This is a genomic window from Corynebacterium pseudokroppenstedtii, assembly GCF_019754945.1.
Classification (GTDB): domain Bacteria; phylum Actinomycetota; class Actinomycetes; order Mycobacteriales; family Mycobacteriaceae; genus Corynebacterium; species Corynebacterium pseudokroppenstedtii.
Genome location: NZ_JAEUWU010000001.1, coordinates 404,920 through 422,571 on the forward strand (window position 1 = coordinate 404,920; position 17,652 = coordinate 422,571).

General features: G+C 55.8%; 10 protein-coding genes. 2 read left to right on the forward strand and 8 right to left on the reverse strand.

Going from position 1 to position 17,652, the window contains the following annotated elements:
- Positions 1-211 precede the first annotated feature (211 nt).
- From JMN36_RS01705 to JMN36_RS01715, 3 genes are all read right to left on the reverse strand, one after another.
- Positions 212-2,479, reverse strand: a complete 2,268-nt coding sequence (locus JMN36_RS01705; RefSeq protein ID WP_221923726.1) for a PTS fructose transporter subunit IIABC — start codon at positions 2,477-2,479, stop codon at positions 212-214.
- Positions 2,476-3,630: a 1-phosphofructokinase family hexose kinase gene (locus tag JMN36_RS01710; protein ID WP_221923727.1), complete on the reverse strand. Its 1,155-nt coding sequence runs from the start codon at positions 3,628-3,630 to the stop codon at positions 2,476-2,478. The genes JMN36_RS01705 and JMN36_RS01710 overlap by 4 nt, the downstream gene beginning before the upstream one ends.
- Before the next feature lie 92 nt (positions 3,631-3,722).
- The gene (locus JMN36_RS01715) at positions 3,723-4,502 is read right to left on the reverse strand and encodes a DeoR/GlpR family DNA-binding transcription regulator (RefSeq protein WP_012731729.1); all 780 of its coding nucleotides are present in this window, start codon (positions 4,500-4,502) and stop codon (positions 3,723-3,725) included.
- A gap of 320 nt (positions 4,503-4,822) precedes the next feature.
- Here JMN36_RS01715 and ptsP point away from each other — a divergent pair, with 320 nt between their 5' ends.
- Positions 4,823-6,505, forward strand: a complete 1,683-nt coding sequence (gene ptsP / locus JMN36_RS01720; protein WP_221923728.1) for a phosphoenolpyruvate--protein phosphotransferase — start codon at positions 4,823-4,825, stop codon at positions 6,503-6,505.
- 120 nt (positions 6,506-6,625) lie between these two features.
- Here the strand turns inward: ptsP and lexA are convergent, their stop codons facing one another.
- Complete coding sequence (lexA, locus tag JMN36_RS01725) at positions 6,626-7,357, reverse strand: transcriptional repressor LexA (protein WP_221923729.1); 732 nt, start codon at positions 7,355-7,357, stop codon at positions 6,626-6,628.
- A gap of 788 nt (positions 7,358-8,145) precedes the next feature.
- On the opposite strand from lexA, the gene nrdR reads away from it, so the two are divergent.
- The gene (gene nrdR, locus JMN36_RS01730; protein WP_012731725.1) at positions 8,146-8,598 is read left to right on the forward strand and encodes a transcriptional regulator NrdR; all 453 of its coding nucleotides are present in this window, start codon (positions 8,146-8,148) and stop codon (positions 8,596-8,598) included.
- Positions 8,599-8,628: 30 nt separating this feature from the next.
- Here nrdR and hrpA read toward each other — a convergent pair whose 3' ends face one another.
- The 4 genes from hrpA to JMN36_RS01750 form a co-directional block, all read right to left on the reverse strand.
- Positions 8,629-12,855: an ATP-dependent RNA helicase HrpA gene (hrpA, locus tag JMN36_RS01735; protein WP_221923730.1), complete on the reverse strand. Its 4,227-nt coding sequence runs from the start codon at positions 12,853-12,855 to the stop codon at positions 8,629-8,631.
- Between the two features lie 77 nt (positions 12,856-12,932).
- Entirely contained in the window at positions 12,933-14,684 is a 1,752-nt protein-coding gene (locus tag JMN36_RS01740; RefSeq protein WP_221923731.1) for an ABC transporter permease subunit, read from the reverse strand.
- Between the two features lie 61 nt (positions 14,685-14,745).
- Positions 14,746-16,290, reverse strand: a complete 1,545-nt coding sequence (locus JMN36_RS01745) for an ABC transporter substrate-binding protein (protein WP_221923732.1) — start codon at positions 16,288-16,290, stop codon at positions 14,746-14,748.
- Positions 16,287-17,651 (reverse strand): MFS transporter, encoded by a 1,365-nt coding sequence (locus tag JMN36_RS01750; RefSeq protein ID WP_221923733.1) that lies wholly within the window; start codon positions 17,649-17,651, stop codon positions 16,287-16,289. Before JMN36_RS01750 ends, JMN36_RS01745 begins: the two co-directional genes overlap by 4 nt.
- Between the last annotated feature and the right edge of the window lies 1 nt (position 17,652).

Consider the following 17,652-nt stretch of genomic DNA (forward strand, 5'->3'; position numbering starts at 1 on the left):
AAGTCCTCCTGCACAAAGCATTTTATTTATTTCTACAGCGGTACTTATCGTAGCGGATAAGTTGCTGCAAGTGTGGTAGTTCAGATACGGAAAGTGCCATGTGTCACAGCCTTTTCCGTATCTGGTGATTGGGAAGTATCGCTGGTTTGTTGTTTAGCGTGCACCCGCCCAATCTTTAAGCCAATGTCAGTGTAATGGCCGAGCTTCGGCTTTACGCTGTGGTTTTGGCGGAAACCTCTTTGTTCTGCGCTGACGGTGCTGACGACGCCGGCGATTTCGCGGCATCGCGCGTCTTTACGGGCCACCACGTTTTCAGGGCGATGACACCAGCCGCAGCGATGACCACGCCAACGACCAGTGAGACGAAGAACATGAGAACGTGGGTGACGGCCAAAATCACGAACACACCGCCGTGAGGAGCCATCAGTTCAACGCCAGCTGCCATCGAGATAGCCCCGGAGACTGCGCCGCCGAGCATCGTAGCCGGAATCACGCGCAGCGGGTCCGCAGCGGCGAAGGGGATAGCGCCTTCAGAAATGAAGGACAGGCCTAGCAACCATGCCGCCTTTCCGTTTTCCTGCTCCGCCTTATTGAAGAGCTTAGGACGCAGAGTCGTAGCAAGAGCCAAGGCCAGAGGCGGAACCATACCAGTAATCATGACAGCAGCCATGATCTTCAGCGACGCAGGATCGTCGACATTCAGGCCCGCCGTGGCGAACAAGTACGCTGCCTTGTTGATCGGGCCACCGAGGTCGAAGCACATCATGAGACCCAGGATGATTCCGAGGAGAACCGCGGACGAGCCAGACATCGAGTTCAGCCCGTGCTGCAGAGCGTCCATCAGCGAGGCGATTGGGCGTCCCAGCAGGATAAACATGGCGAAGCCAGTGATCAGTGAATCCACCAGAGGAATGATCACAACAGGCATCAACCCTGCTAGCCACCGTGGCGGATTAAGCGTGTTGAACCACATTGCGATGAGACCAGCGATGAGACCGGTGAACAGGCCACCAATGAACCCTGCGCCCACAGCGACGGACACGGCACCGCCAATGAATCCTGGAGCGATACCCGGCCGACCACCGAGAGCATAGGCGATATACCCCGATAGAGCACTAACGAGGAAGTTCATACCCAGTGTGCCGACATAGGCCGATACAGCACCAAGATAGATCAGTAGAGGAGCCTGGCTGAAGTTGTACGTTTCACCGTCGACAGTAATGTGCTGCCCAGGAAGGTTCCAGAGAGCATTGTGGTTAACGACGGTTTCGTAAACCTTGGCGATATCCGCACCAGACAGCACGAAGGCCAGCGCCATGAGGAGGCCGCCTGCTGCCACGAAGGGAATCATGTACGACACGCCGGTCATCAGGGCTTGCTGAATACGCTTACCCCAGCCGAGGCCCTCACCCTCTTCTTGAGAGCTCTCAGCCGACGATGACGCTTTCCCCTTAACGCGGCGTGCATGGGGGTCTTTCGATGCCGCGATGGCTTCATCGATCATGACGGCGGGTTCATCAATAGCCCGCTTAACGCCAGATTCGATCACCGGTTTGCCAGCGAAACGCTCCCGATCCTTGACCCCAACATCAGTTGCAAAGATGACGGCATCCGCATTCTTAATGACCTCGGAGGGAAGGGGAGTGACTCCCGACGATCCCTGAGTCTCAACCGTGATCTCGACATCGTCGCGTGCGTCGGCCGTCTGCGACAGAGAATCCGCAGCCATGTAGGTGTGCGCAATACCGGTCGGGCACGCTGTAATCGCGACAAGGTGGGTGACAGCCTGTCCGGATCCGCCAGCGTTACCGCTGCTGTCGGCGCTGTGAGCTGATGCTCCCGCTGCTCCGACGGGCGTCGAACCCGCAGCGCTACCTGCCGCAGCCGCGTCTGCACTCTTGTTTGCCGACGCGGTTGATGCGGACTTCTTCTTCGGCTTGGCAGCCAAGGTGTCAAGGATGCGCTGGGCTGCGTCCTTCTCGTCGGATGCTTCGCGCAGCGAGTCCCGGAAGGAGGCCTTAACCAAGCTTCGGGCTAATTTCGAAAGGATCCGCAGGTGCGCTTTCCCTCCGCCCATCGGAGCGGAAATGAGGAAAACCAGGTCGGCGGGGCCATCGGCCGAACCAAAGTCAACAGGCTTCGAGAGACGCGCGAAGGTCAGCGTCGGAACTTCGACATGGCTGGTGCGGCAGTGTGGAATTGCCACGCCGCCAGGGACACCCGTGGCTGACTTCGATTCACGAGTCAAGGCGTCGGAGGTAAGCCCCTCGGCGTCGTCAGCGCGACCGGCCACCGTCGCATGTGAAGCCAAAGCCTTAATAACGGCTTCCTTGGTGTCACCAGGAGCCACGTCGAGCATGATGAGCTCCGGGGTAATTACTGGTGGCTCCGAGGAGTTCGCCTGCGTTCCCTCCGCTGGTGCTGTTTCTTTTTGTGTCGGTTTGTTCGGAGTAGATCCGGAACCGCTCGATGATGTCATGACACTCCTTTCAAGGCTGTTGCTTCAGCGCCAGCCATGACGGTGACGGATTCAGGTTGTGTTTGGGAGGGGAAGGGGATTGTCGTTCCGGGCAGCGACGTTGCCGCAGAGCCGTAGGCTACAGCGTATTGAAGTGCAGTTTTCTCAACTGAACTGTCTGTAGCTGAGCTCGTTCCGTTACTGTGACCGCTACTTTGGATACCGATAATGAAGCCGGCCAAGCTTGAATCACCCGCTCCGACAGTACTCACCGGAGTGATAGGAGGCGGAGAGGCATACCAGGTCCCTTGTTGGGTAGCTAAGACCGCGCCCGACGCACCGAGTGTGAGCAGGACATAACGCACGCCGTGGTCAACCAAAAGCCGCGCAGCTTCTGTCGCGGGCTTGAGATTTCCCTGCGATGCCTCATGTTCAATGTTTTTCCCGTCGAGGCCGAGGATCTGGCCGATTTCGAAACCATTAGGTTTCAGGAGGTCGGGGGCCACAGCCGGGTCCTTCAGCATCCGGGCACCGAGTTCCTCAAGCGGTTTATCTGACGTGTCGACCGCTATTTTGACGTCGTGCCCGTCGGCGCTCTTACGAATCGCTCCGACCATGTCGGCGTACCACGATGTAGGCAGTCCAGGTGGCAGTGAACCAGAGAGAACGATCCATGATGCACGCTGCGCGACCTGCGAAATCACTCGGGTCAGTGTGTCGACGTGATCTTGCTCAAGAGGGTTGCCTGGCTCATTCAGTTTCGTTGTCGTGCCATCGGGTTCCGCGACAGTGAGATTGACGCGGACGGGATGGTCAGCTGGCGTCGGTACAAAACTGAGACCTGTTTTATGAACTAAAGAAGTAAAGGGATCGCCTACAGATGCCGGGGCAATGGCGACGGTTGGTTCGTCGGCCCTGTAGGTAGCCATCGCTACGTTGATGCCTTTGCCGGCTGGTACATCGGTAACGTCAGTGATCCTGTTTACTCCACCTCGATCAAGTGGGGTGGATATTGCAGCCGTGCGATCCATGCAGGGATTAGGGGTCACTGTGACGACAGCATTGTCGGGGATTCGCAAGGACTGACTATCTAATGCTTCAATGCCGGATGGACTAGAGCCATCGTGTGTTTCGCCTTCTTGTGGAGTCGGCGATGATGAGTGTGAAGACATTATTCCTCTAGACGTGGTGGCGGTGGATCGACATCGTTGTTGTGTTTGTAAGTTGCTGTGTTCGTAAAAGCGTCGAGTTCTTTTACACGCGCTTACTGTGCAACGACGACATCGATCTCATGTTCGCGAAGTTGGGAAAGGAAACTTTCCGGGGCGGCAGAGTCAGTGATGAGAACGTCAATATCACTCAGTGCAGCAAAGCTGACCAGATAATCACGGCCAAATTTCGACGAATCGCACATGGCGATGACGCGATTGGCATTAGTGATCATGGCTCTCTTGACAGCTGCTTCCTGGGGGTCAGCCGTCGATAAGCCATGGTCAATCGTCAGCGCGTTCGTGCCAATAAACGCCACGTCAGCACGCATGAGCGCGAGCGTACGCAGCGCAGTATCGCCCACAACGGCTTGGGTAATCGCACGAATTTGGCCACCGAGTAGCTGAAGATCGGTTAAGTTCCGGCTTGCCAGATTCATCGCAATGGGAAGGCAGTTGGTGACGATGGGCCATCCGCGTCCCGACGACAAATCCGCGATGTGATTAGCCAAGACCGCTGTTGTTGTCCCCGCGTCAAGAAAAATGCCCGCACCTTGTGGTGGGAGGTAATCCATTGCGGTTCGGCCGATAGCGGCCTTAGCGCCGGACGCGGCCCTTGCGCGACTGTCGATGGGCAGCTCTAATGTCTGGAAATTGGTGGACGCCACAGCACCGCCGTGCACGCGATGGATAGCGCCTTCCCGATCGAGTTGAGCAAGGTCTCGACGAACCGTTTCTGCTGTTACTGAGAATCGTTCGGACAAGTCTGTGACGCTGACGCGGCCTTCAACGGCGGTGAGAGAAGCGATTTGTCTCCGTCGTTCCTCTGCATACATGTCTGTGTCACTTGTCCTTTCACGTCTGGTTCACGCTGAGTCTGCGCTTGATTCGTTGGTTTTACGTTGTCTTCATGTTTCTTCGCTCCTAAGAGTACGCGTTTCGTTTTCAAACGGTCATCAGACCGTGTCTGAATGCCCCCGATCGGACATAAAGAGGCCATCCAATCAGTGGCTTTTCTGTGGTTTTACGTTTACTTTACTGTGAACGTGAGCATTTGGGCATAGTTTTGTGACTTTTCCCACTCTGAATGATGGTATATTTCTGGAATCACCCGTTAGACTTGGATTAAAGAAATCCGACATGAGGAGCGACTTTAATGGACACCCAAGAAACTGCCGTGATCAAAGGTAAGGCCGTAGTACCTGGTGTCGCCCTTGGTCCAATCGCAGTGGTGGCGCCGCGTCCCGCTGTTCCGGAAGCTGGGGCTGAGGTTGACGAAGGTCAGCGCGAGGCTGAGTACGAACGTTTTGAACAAGCGGCTAATGCAGTCACCGAGGCTCTCAAGGAACGTGCCAAGAGCCTCGAGGGGCACGCTGCAGATGTTGTTAATGCAACTGCGGGGCTCGCTTCTGACCGCGGATGGCGTCGGAAAGTTAAGAAGATCACCAAGCAGGGGCGTAATGCTATCGACGCAACAGTCACTGCTACCGCGTCATTCGTTGAAATGTTTACCGCCAACGGCGGAGTCTTTGCGGAGCGTGTCGCCGACCTGGAAGATGTCCGCGACCGTGTTTTGGCCCACCTCCAGGGCCTTCCGGAGCCTGGACTCCCGGTCCTCACAACGCCATCTATCTTGTGGGCCGACGATCTCGCACCCGCGGATACGGCAACGCTGAATCCGGACTTAGTCATCGGCATCGTCACGCGTCGTGGTGGACCGACCTCGCACACGGCAATTATTGCCCGTCAGCTCAATATTCCTTGCGTTGTTGCAACTGGACCGACCGATGTTGAGATTTCCTCAGGCGAGACTGAAGGCATGATTAGCGGTGCTGCCGGAGAGCTCACGGTCAACCCGGATGAGGACGCCGCGAAGCAGGCAGTTCATGAGTGGGAGCAGCTTGCAGAGAAGATCGCAAACTGGGAAGGCCCTGCTCAGACTAAAGATGGTCACCGAGTTCAGTTATTAGCCAATGTTCAGGATGGTCCCCAGGCTGCGTCGGCCGCGTCGACTGCAGTTGAGGGAGTTGGCCTGTTCCGCACTGAGCTTCTGTTCTTATCGTCGACGAAGGAGCCGTCGGTAAACGACCAGGCCGCGGCGTATGGCCGTGTGCTGAATGCGTTCCCGAAGGGCAAGGTCGTTGTTCGTACTCTCGATGCCGGATCGGATAAGCCCGTTCCCTTCGTCGAGGCGGAGGAAGAAGACAACCCGGCTCTGGGTGTTCGTGGCGTGCGCATTGCGTGGGATCGTCAGGACATTCTGGAGCGCCAGTTGGATGCGATCGCTAAAGCGGTCGGAGATAACGATCGCGGCGAGGCTCCGACCTGGGTTATGGCGCCGATGGTCGCCACTGCCGACGAAGCCCGGTGGTTTGCTGGTATGTGCCACGAGCGTGGCTTGACGCCTGGGATCATGGTCGAAGTTCCTGCTGTTGCGCTGTGTGCTCGGGAGATTATGCAGGAAATTGATTTCGTTTCGATCGGAACGAATGACCTTACTCAGTACACGATGGCGGCTGACCGCTTGTCCTCTCCATTGGCTCACCTCAATGACCCGTGGCAGCCTGCTGTTTTGCGGCTCATTAAGATGGTCTGTGAGGCCGGCGCGGAGACGAAAACTCCCGTCGGAGTTTGTGGCGAGGCCGCTTCCGATCCGCTTCTTGCCTGCGTCTTGACGGGCTTGGGTGTTAACTCCTTGTCCGTTGCTGCGCCTTCTGCTGCAGGGGTTGGGGCCCAGGTTGGCGATCGTACCCTCGAGGAATGCCAGAAGATGGCGGCCGCCGCGGTTGCCGCTACGTCCGCCGTCGACGCGAAGAAAGCAGCTGCTGACGCTGTCTAAAAGGCACAAGCTGTGTAGAAGCACAGTGCCGGAGCAGGATCACGCTTCCTGCTCCTGCCGGGGGGATCGTCGCTAGGTAATTCGGCTTAGTTAATTAGGGGTGGGCCTAGTTGGCGGGCGTCATAGTGACCGAAGGACTGTGACTACCTTGCCGAGAATAGTTGCCTCATCACCGGGGATCGGATCGAACGCGTCGTTGTGGGGCAGGAGCCACACTCCAGTTCGGTCCCGGTGAAATTCCTTTACCGTCGCATTTCCATCAATCATGGCGACGACGAAATCACCGATCTCGGCCACATTTTGTGATCGCACGACGACGTAATCGCCGTCTAAGATTCCGGCGTCTCTCATGGATTCACCGACAACCGACAAGATGTATAGGTCCCCTTCGCCAGTAAGTTCTCGGGGGAGGGGAAACTCGTCGGTAACTTCTTGTTCTGCCAGAATCGGTGTACCTGCGGCAATCCGACCAATCGTAGGAATAAAGACGGGGGTGGGGTGGTTGGACTCAATATTGCTGTCCGCGCTCTCATCCGATGTGGACGGTGTGGATTCTTCATCCTCGTGGTGTAGCGAGGATCTAGCGGGTTTCGTCGGATCCGCAATCTTCAAGCCCACCGCTCGAGGTTTATTGGGGTCTCGCCGCAGAAATCCTTTACGCTCGAGCTCTTTGAGTTGGTATGCCACCGATGAAGTCGAGGTCAGGCCAGCGGCTTGGCCGATTTCTCGAATGCTCGGCGGGTAGCCACGCAGCACTATTGCATCATGAATGACGTCGATGATGCGATGTTGCCGGTCCGTCAACGAATCCATGTCAGGCTTCGTCGACTTCCGGGATTTCTTTGCAGGCATGGGGCTGGTCTCTCCCAGTTCTAGATCTAGAGGTCGTTATGGCTATTTTTGGCCGTACTGTGCGCCGCGTGCGCGATGTTGAGATCAGTTTACATCACCCCACGGCACGTGGACGTGCGTTCGATGACATAGAGCGCTGTCGGGAAAAGCGGTCGTTAAAACGAGGGGATAGGCGGCCCTGTGTAGATCTAAAAAGTGGTCATTGTTCGAATAAAAACTGGTCGTATACTCGTTAAATAGAATTGCCTGTTCGAAATACGAGCTACGATGCGCTCTTATGTCCGGCCCTCATGATGTCATGGCGATGTCCCTCAATGAGGGATGAGACGTTCGATTATTTTTTATTCGCGACATTGTCGAAAGGATGTCCCATGCCTACACAAACCCCGACATTGACCCGCCGTTATCCAGCTCAGCCCGTCCAACGCCATGTCTCACGTAAGAATGGGCGTGTAGAGTCTGCCACCAACCGTAGAGTAGTGCAGCAGAACCGACCTCATCCCAGAGTTCATCGGGGAGGTCCGGCTGTGAGGGCGTACCCGTCGAGAAGGTATGCCCAACCGTGTAGACGGTCAGTTTTTCCTGAGCGACGTAGAATCGCAGCGTACAGTGTCGTAATCGGTTTGCTCATGGGTGCGAGCCTGTATTACGCCTGGGAAGAACCGCGGGATGCGGACATGAATCAGGAAACACCATATAGTCAATCAGTGATCGTCACGCCCTCTGGTGAGGGTTAATATACTGGCGGTGTTTTCCGGCGTTATCCGTGTAGATAGGAGATCATCGTCGTGTTTTGCCCGTTTTGTCACCACCCACAGTCTCGGGTGATTGATTCGCGGACCGTGGAAAATGGCTTTGTTACTCGCCGTCGACGGCAGTGCACCAAGTGTCACGGACGCTTCACTACTGTTGAGAAATCTGTGTTGTTGGTTGAGAAACGAAACGGAGTGACAGAGGACTTTAGTAAAGACAAGTTAATCCGTGGTGTGCGACGTGCTTGTCAAGGGCGCAATGTCTCTGACGATGCGTTAAAACTCCTTGCCCAAGAAGTGGAAATCGACTTGCGTGCGCAAGGAGGTTCACGGGTTAACTCAAATGATGTAGGTCTTGCAGTACTAGAGCCTCTACGAAAACTCGACGAAGTTGCCTACATGCGTTTCGCCTCCGTGTACAAGTCATTTAGCAGCATGGAGGACTTCGAACGAGAGATCACAGAATTCAAGGCACGGCGTTCACAGTAGGGAATAGCTAGCCATCGGATGGGCCCAGACTTAACGGAGCTTGTTGATGGCTTTAGTAATTCTTTGGGGGGACACTTTCTGCGCGGTGCCTAAACGCTCTGCGAACACTTGGACGCGTAGTTCTTGTAGAGAGAAAATGATGGCTCGCGCTGCAGACGACTTCGCGCGCTGCTGAGGTAGCCCGTTGAGCTTTGATCGGAAAGCACGTTCGAGGTTATTAATCTCCTCCTGCCCATCCGCGTCCCGGTCAGGGTCGCGCTCCATGTTTTCGAGACGAATCTCAACCGCTTTCATATATCTCTGGAGGTGCTTGAGATGACCGGTGCCATACCATGTCACCGCATTCGGCGGAAGGAGAATATTCAGCTGACGTTTAATATCGTCGATAGCTGGTCCGTCCCACTTCTTGATCTCTTCAGCCATAGACTCATAAGCCACGAGCCCAGGTGCCATGGCAATAACCATGCGCCGTGTTGCCGCAGGGATTGCGTGCGACATTTCTTTTTTCAGGGCCTCGAAAGCCTCGGGAGACCGCTCGATGACACCGTGATCCACCAGCGCATCCTTGATCGCCGCAACTCGGCAGTCGTTGACCAGTCCGCTCAAACCGCCATGGGGATAGTGCTCTACGGCTACTCGCTGCTGTAAAGGTAGCCCCTTCACCGCTTGATTCTCATTGATCTTGATGGACTGCACTAACAAGGTGAGTACTGCAGTGAACATCATGGAATTGGCAGTGGACTGAGATGCGGATGTCACCACCTCGATGCCCTTCGACGTGACCTTAAGCGCTGGATACGCTGTTGTTGGCTGCCCGTCGATCGTGGTTTGAACGCTCTCGGGGAGAGTGCCGATGCCTTTATCAGTCCATTCCGCATACACCTTCCCGAGATCAGGAACAGCTGTCGCGTCCTCATCGGAAGGACGGGCGGTGTTGCTTCGGGAATCAGCTTGTGTCCCTGGCAAGTCATGGGCAGAACCGTCGTAGTCGGAGTGATCCCGAGAAAGAGTCGAACCGACTTTGCTTCGTTTGAACGCGGCAGACATTGCCTGCGTTGCCGCTGAACTCTGTCGCTTCTTCAACGCATCGAGATCTCGATCTTGATCGATGACCTTCCCGTGTCTATCGACAGCCTGGAAATTCATCCTCAAGTGAAGAGGAAGCTTAGCGACATCGAAGTCAGCGGCAGTCATGCCCGAGCCTCCGACTGCTCTGAGCGCGTCGGCGAGTGAATCCGTGAGTGGCTGCGCGTACGGATCCATCATCTCAATGGCTCGCCGCGCGAAGTCGGGGGCAGGAACGACGGTGGTTCTCAATGGCTTCGGAAGACTGCGGATAAGAGCCGTCACTAGTTCGCGTCGTAAACCAGGAACATTCCAGTCGAACCGATCATCCCACGATAAGGACCCAATGATGGGAAGCGGAATCCGCACACTGACCCCGTCGTCACCTTCTCCTGGCTCGAATTTGTATGTCAGTTCGAGGTCCGTGGAATGAGCTCGCCAGCGGTCCGGGAAATCGTCCTCGCTAATGGTGTGCGCTTCAGGATGGAGGAGCTTATCCGGATCGAAATCAAGGAGATGAGGATCTTTTTTCGATTGCTTCTTCCACCACGCATCGAAATGGCGGCCCGTCGTCACCGAGGCGGGAATCCGTGAATCATAAAAGTCGTACAGAGTGTCGTCGTCGATAAGTAGGTCACGGCGACGCGTCTTTTCCTCAAGCTCTCCGGCAGTGGCTAGCTTGTCGCGATTGTGGTGAAAGAACTTGTGTCGCGTAACCCAATCGCCTTCGACGAGGGCACTGCGAATGAAGATCTCTCTGGCGTCGCGCGGGTTGATGCGATGGTATGAGATCGGCCGATCGGTGACTACCGGTAAACCCCACAGGGTTGACCGTTGGTACGCCATTGCCGCAGATCGTTTGCGTGACCAGTGGGGTTCTGAATACTGGTGGCGTAGTAAATCCGATGCCTGCTCCTCAATCCAGCGCGGTTGGATCGCGGCAGCATCACGTGCGAACATTCGCGATGTCTCGACGATCTCGGCGGCCATCAGCCACTGGGGCTGCTTTTTATGCAGCGATGACCCCGGGAAGATGAAGAACCGGGTCCCCCGAGTGCCCTGATACTCCTTTTTCACCTCGCTACGCAGGCCAATTTGAGAGAGAATCCCGGAAAGAATAGATCGGTGGAGCCCATCGTGATCGACAGTGAGCATCGGCATATCGGGACGGGCGTTATCGTTCTGCGATTTCGTCTTTTTGTTCGGGCGCGAGCGCTTTTTCGTGGAAGTCGTCGTCGATTCGTCGTCGTTAGGTATGACAGGAGTAAGACGATTCTGGTCCCACGACCACGAGAGGTCTTCGGTAACTCGACGGAGCTGTCGAACGAAGTCCATCCATTCCCTGACCCGCATGTAATGGAGATACTCTGCGCGACATCGTTTCCGGAACGCATTGCCCGATAATTCGTTTTTGATGGACGTCAGATATGCCCATAGGCGGAGATACGACACAAAGTCGCTTTCTGTGTCCTTAAACCGCGCGTGAGCCTGATCCGCCTGGGGCTCATGGTCCGTGGGCCGCTCGCGGACATCTTGAATAGATAATGCGGCGATAACGACAGAAGTAGCTTCCACAACATCGCGGTGATGCGCTTCAACCAGCATTCGAGCTAGCCGGGGGTCGACGGGAATGCGTGAGATTTCGCGACCAATGGACGACAGCACCGGGGAGCCATCGCGCTCGCCCTCACCCAAAGCGCCGAGTTCGTGAAGCACCATCATGCCATCGCGAATAGCTCGGGGCTCTGGCGGATCGATGAACGGGAACTCATTGATATCGCCCAGTTTCAACGAGGCCATCGTGATGATCACACTGGCGAGATTGGTGCGTAAAACCTCGGGGTCAGTGAATTCGGGCCGCGACTCGAAGTCTTCTTCGGAATACAGCCGTATAGCAATCCCCTTCGCTATACGCCCGGAGCGGCCTGATCGTTGATTCGCGCTCGCCTGACTGATTGGTTCAATAGGTAACCGTTGGACTTTCGTCCGAGTCGAGTAGCGGGAAATGCGTGCCGTTCCGGTGTCGACAACATAATGAATTCCGGGAACGGTTAAAGACGTCTCAGCGATGTTGGTTGCCAGTACTATCCGACGACCGCGGTGTGGGCTAAAAACGCGGTGCTGTTCCGCATTGGATAAACGCCCGAAAAGTGGTGTGACCTCAACACCGCGCCATTTCTTTGCCTCAATGGCATCCTGGGCTTCGCGAATGTCGCGTTCACTGGGGAAGAAACACAGAATATCCCCAGGCCCCGCAGCCATGAGCTCCTCACATGCTTCACACACAGCCTCCTGCGGATCTTTTTCAATCCGCTTGACGGAGCCATCCTTGCGTTCGCGTTCGATATACGGGGGCCGGTACCGGATTTCGACAGGATAGGTTCGTCCCGAGACCTCGATAATGGGTGCCGGATTTCCCTCCGCATCCGCGAAGTGACGTGCAAATTTTTCAGGATCGATTGTCGCGGAGGTGATAATGACTTTGAGGTCCGGGCGTCGTGGCAATAGTCGTTTGATATAGCCCAAAATGAAATCGATGTTGAGGCTTCGTTCGTGAGCCTCGTCAATAATGATCGTGTCATAAGCTCGCAGAAGCCGGTCGCGTTGCATCTCTGCGAGGAGGATACCGTCGGTCATGAGCTTGATGGCCGTTGAGGGGCCGACGCGGTCATCAAAGCGGATGGCGTATCCAACGCTTTGGCCGATATCTTGGCCAACCTCACTGGCGATTCGTTCGGCTACCGTCCGTGCAGCCAACCGTCTCGGCTGGGTATGCCCGATCATGCCTTTCCGGCCACGCCCTAAAGCTAAACAAATCTTGGGTATCTGTGTTGTTTTTCCCGATCCGGTTTCACCAGCGACGATAGTGACCTGATGAGTTCGAATGGTCTCGGCAATGTCGTCGACTCGCTGGGTTACGGGTAGATCAGGGGGATACGTGATAGTCGGAAGCGTTGCGATTTTTGCGGCGAATTGAGTCCGTGCCACTGCTAAGTCACGAGCGATGGCGTGCCGGGCCCGGTCAGATCGGGCTTTTTTCAGACGACGACGAAACCGGTGCTCATCAGCCGCGCTGATCTCGCTGAGCTGAGCATAGAGTTCTTTGCGTGATGGGGCACTGGGGATTGTGTCGGGTGTCGACGTGGTTGTCGTCCGAGCATCGGTGGTGTGGCGGTTGGATTTGTTCGTCATGACTTCCCACAGTCTACCTGGACGACGATGCTTGCTTCGGCTGCTGGCTGCTCGGCCGACGATTACGCATCCGGCAATTAAGAACGGCGTCGGCTAACGATATGGTCGGCAAGGAGAGTCGTCGATAGCCCGACCAGGATGAGGGCACATGTGGGGGAGAGGGCAAACCATAGGGCCCGGTCTGCATAGGGAGCGGCTTCGCTGAGCATCGTGCCCCACTGTGGAGAATCGTGTCCGGCGCCGATACCAAGAAACGCCAGTCCGGCAAGAGCCAAAATATTATGCCCTAGACGAGTCGCACCGTGGCGGAGTGCAGCGGGTACAACGAAGGGGATGGTGTGGACGATGAGTAATCTCCATCGTCCGGCCCCAATATCTCGGGCCCACTCGTAGTGACCTTGATGTCGTATGTCGAGGGCTAACGCACTGCAATGTGCTGCTATCGGAATCCAGCCGACAGCCATGACGGCCACAGCTGCTGTCCATACAGAGGTTCCAAACACGGAGGCAATAACCAGTCCGATAAAAACAGCGGGGAGAGCATTTAACGTATCACCGAGGACGCGTGCCCAGTCCCCACTGAGGCCGATGATGACACCAATGACTACGCAGACCACCGTCGTGATAAGAGCGATTCCGACGGTGGGTATTGCTCCGTCGGCCATTCTGGCAAGTACATCTCGCCCCACCTGATCGGTGCCTAGCGGATGCCTAAAAGAGGGAGACTCCAAACGGGCGGTGGGCGTGATAGCCGAGGATCGAAAGCTACCGACGACGAGCGCGAGTGTTAAAGGGATGATGGCTATGAGTGGGGGCGCCCATCCGACGTCGATATGTGCCTGCCCATGGGAGAGCCCGGCTTCGTGGGATCGAGCAACTGGACGCATCATGAAGTAGTAGATGCATCGCGAGAGAAATCCGCACGCTACACCAATGAAGAGAACCAAGGTCAGCAGCGCTTGCATGACGGGCACGTCTTGATGCGTTGCCGCTTGGACAGCGATCCGTCCAATTCCGGGAATGGAAAAAATGTTTTCCACGAGAGCCGTTGACGCTAAAGTGCCGGCGAAAAAGAGGAAGATTTGTGGCGTTAATGTCGCAAATCCTCGTCGAACGAGGCTCCTGCGAACTCGGTAACCGGGTATGCCGTTAACCAACCAGGTTTTCACCCAGGGCTCGGCCGCTGCTGTGTCCACGGCGATCAGCAGAATGCGTGAGAGCATTCCTGAAATGGGGACGGTGAGGGATATGACCGGAAGAATTGCGTACCGGAGGCCATCCCACCCGGTGGCGGGCAAGTACCCCAACTGAATGGCAATAAAGCTGATCAGCAGACTAGCGAGGACAAATTCGGGGACGGATGATAAAACTGCGCTCGAGAGTAAACCCGCGTGGGATCTGCGCCCCTGAGAGTAAGCGTAAATCCGTGGCCAGATCAGAGCGCACGCGATCATAGTGCCAAGTAGAGTGGCCGTTCCTGCTAAGAACACGGATGGACCGAACCCTGCCAAGACAGTGTGCCATGCAGAGTTAGATGGATTTACCCATGAGACACCGAAGTCGAGATGGACGAAGCCGACAAAGAATCGCTGAATCCCCTCGATAGGGTTCGACGGTAGATCCAGTTCATGCCGGATATTTTCTATGACCTCCGGATTGGGAGTCCGTTCCGACTCACGTGCTCGAAAGATAGACACCGCAATATCGCGCCCGGAAAGCCACGGAAGGACGGCAGCAAACAGAAGTCCTCCGAGCACGATGAGGACAGTTGTTCCTGCAAGGCCCAGGATAGAGTGGTACGAGCGCGTAGTACGGTGTCGTGAAGGCATGATGAGAGATAACTAGGGGATCCGTAGGGACAAGAGGGATTGGCGCGGGTGCGTCGATGAACTAGTCACGCTGAGTCTTAGCAGTGAGTAATTGTCGTTCAAACGTATCCACGCTGACGTCTTTCATCCCCTTCATCGCGATGTAACCGCGCGGGTAGGCGATGGGGATCACCGCATTGTCGGCAACCATGCTCGCTCCCGCTTCTGCTGCGAGCGTGCGCCGTTCATTGAGATCAGACGTAGCATCTGCCCGCGAGATATGTTCATCAATGCCCGGATCACACAGCTGCGACAAGTTATATGTGCCGTCGCACGTGTAGTCGGATTGCAGGTAGGAAACAGGATCAGCTGCGCCGATCAGGTAATTACGACTCCCAATAACAGCATCAAATTGGCCATCAAGAAGGCTACTTTCGAGTGAATCGTAATCCTTCGTCGTCACATCGACGACGAAGCCCGCGTGACGTAGTTGGTCAGCAACAATAGATGCGACTTCTGGCAGTTCGCCACGCTCAGTCCAGGTGGCAAGCTTGATCTTTTGCTGTGACGGTTGCGTAGTGGGAACAGCGCTCTTCGATGCGTCATCCGGGGTACGAGCCCATTCTTCAGCCGGATTGAATAGGTGGTCGGTTGCAGCATCCGCTTTTCCTTCAAAGACGGAGTCCGTGATGGCTTTGCTATTGATGGCTTCCCGCGCTGCTGCTCGTAACCCAGGATCGGTGAATACGCCCTTCTTCGTATTGAGATGGAGGAGGACCGCGCGGGGAAGTGGCGTTGATTTTAATTCACTCGCTGATTTTTCAATTTCCGAAACTTGGGAGGTGGGAATAGCCGTGGCGAGCTGAACCTCTCCTGAACGGAAAGCGGCAGTACGTGCACTCGCATCTGTCATGAACTTGACAGTGACTGAGCCGAGCTTGGGCTTGCCGCCCCAATAATCGTCATTTGCCTTCAAGTCCGCTTGGGTCGAGCTAGCTTCTTTGTCGAGCGAAAATGGTCCGGTTCCGTGTTTCACCAGGTCAGGTGCGCCATCAGAGGAGCTCTCTTTTGCTTCTGCGTCCTTACCGTCGTTCTTTTCTCCATCTTTTTTAGCGTCGCCGTTAAAAGCATCAGGTGACAGAATCATCGTTCCCGGATCGGCGAACCGCTGAATCAGGATGGGGTCGTCCTTTTCCGACGTCACTACCAGCGTGTGGTCGTCGGAAGCTTCAAACGTAAGGTTGGCTTTGCCAAGGGCTTTCGGCCGGTTGGTGGCGTTCCACGCGTGGGTGAGGCTGGTGGCCGCAGCCTGCGCGGTCAGTGGCTTTCCGTCATGGAACTTAGCGTTACGGAGGTGGAAGGTCACAGAACGTGGGGATTCATCCGACCATGATTCGGCCAATGAAGGCTTAATATCGCCATTGTCTCCTAACGTGACCAGGGTTTCTCCGACGCCCATCCGACTCGCTAGAACGGCGTCGTCAGAATAGGGCGACATACTTGCCACTGGAGCGAAGGCCAATCCGATTGTTGCTCCGTCGCTACCGGTCGAGTTCGAATTATTGAAGCATCCGGTGAGCACAGTCGCGGCCACAGGAATGGCAAGTAATAGCGACAGTCGTTTCACGATGAGAACTCCTCTATCTGATCAGTTAATTGTGACGAGTTATTAGGCGCATCGGCATGACGCAGCTGTTGTGAAAGCTTCGCCGTGCGTCTTCCCCACACGTAAATGGTGATGGCAGCACCCACCATCCCGGCGGCAAGAACGATCCACGGGATCATTGCTGATCGCGTGGGGTGGTAGGCATTGTTCAGTAGCTTTCCGAGAAGCGGCGAAGTGATAAGAACGGCCGCCCCACCAACCGAATTGAGGACGCCGTAGTAGGTACCCAACTTGATGTTCTTCGCGTGTACCCCGACGAGGTCGCGTGCAATCGGGCTGACAATCATGTTGCCCACATTGAGGACGACGACGAAGGCGATGGCGGGAGCCAAACTTCGAGACCAGGGTGCGCACCCTGCGACGATGGCGAACGAGCCAGCCATGATAAGAAAACCAACGGCTACCGCCCGCGTGGGGTTATACCGAGCCGCTATCCGGGCCAATGGGACTTGGAGAATGATGACCCACACCCCAGCAATGAGAAACATGATCCCCATTGATTGATCCGATCCCGTCCCACGCGTCAATTCAACGGGCAGGGAAAGATACATCTGGTTATAGGCGACGAGGCTCATGGAATATGCCGCTGCGAGAACAAGGAAACGGCGGTCTCGGAGAACATGGCTCCAGTCTTGTGTGATCGGCTCGCGCCGGGCCGGGTGAACCGACGTCGGGAGCATGATCACGTGGGTTATGCCCAAAAAGACAAAGATGGCAGCTGCCGCATAGCAGCAAATGTCGAATCCGAGAGGAAGAAGGAGCGCTCCAATAAGTGGGCCTAGTCCAGAACCGACGGTTGAATACGCAGAATCTAAGGCGAAGATGTGGGCTCTCGTGCTCGTTCCTTGAGCTTCGAGGCGGGCACCCGAGTCGGCCAATGATGTTTCGACGGCGGGCGAGAACAATGCGGCAGCAAAACCAATAATGACAACGCCACCTATGAATCCGGCGAGTGACCATGTGTTGGCCAGATTGTCGCTCTTCCCGTTGGCTGTGGCGTAATGGCTGGTCAATCCCGTTGTGATGAATCCAAGTACACGCAGAGAAATTCCCGTCAACAGGATCGGGCGCGCCCCATATTTATCTGTGAGCCCTCCGCCGAGAAAGAACAGTCCTTGTTGCGAAAACGTCCTCAAACCGAGGACTAAGCCGATCATCGTTCCGGCTTGAGCAAAGCCATCTGCCAGGACGACCGCTAAGAAGGGAACGACAATATAGAAACCGATATTGAACAGCAGTTGGCTGATCAACAGCAGGTAGATATACGCGGGGAGCGGTTTCCCAGATTTCCGACTACCTCCGAATAGCGACGAAGCTTTCACG

Bases quoted from the DNA above. Each gene is read 5' to 3' on its own strand.
- JMN36_RS01705 (WP_221923726.1), bottom strand. From the start codon at position 2,479: ATGACATCATCGAGCGGTTCCGGATCTACTCCGAACAAACCGACACAA.
- JMN36_RS01710 (WP_221923727.1), bottom strand. From the start codon at position 3,630: ATGTCTTCACACTCATCATCGCCGACTCCACAAGAAGGCGAAACACAC.
- JMN36_RS01715 (WP_012731729.1), bottom strand. From the start codon at position 4,502: ATGTATGCAGAGGAACGACGGAGACAAATCGCTTCTCTCACCGCCGTT.
- ptsP (WP_221923728.1), top strand. From the start codon at position 4,823: ATGGACACCCAAGAAACTGCCGTGATCAAAGGTAAGGCCGTAGTACCT.
- lexA (WP_221923729.1), bottom strand. From the start codon at position 7,357: ATGCCTGCAAAGAAATCCCGGAAGTCGACGAAGCCTGACATGGATTCG.
- hrpA (WP_221923730.1), bottom strand. From the start codon at position 12,855: ATGACGAACAAATCCAACCGCCACACCACCGATGCTCGGACGACAACC.
- JMN36_RS01740 (WP_221923731.1), bottom strand. From the start codon at position 14,684: ATGCCTTCACGACACCGTACTACGCGCTCGTACCACTCTATCCTGGGC.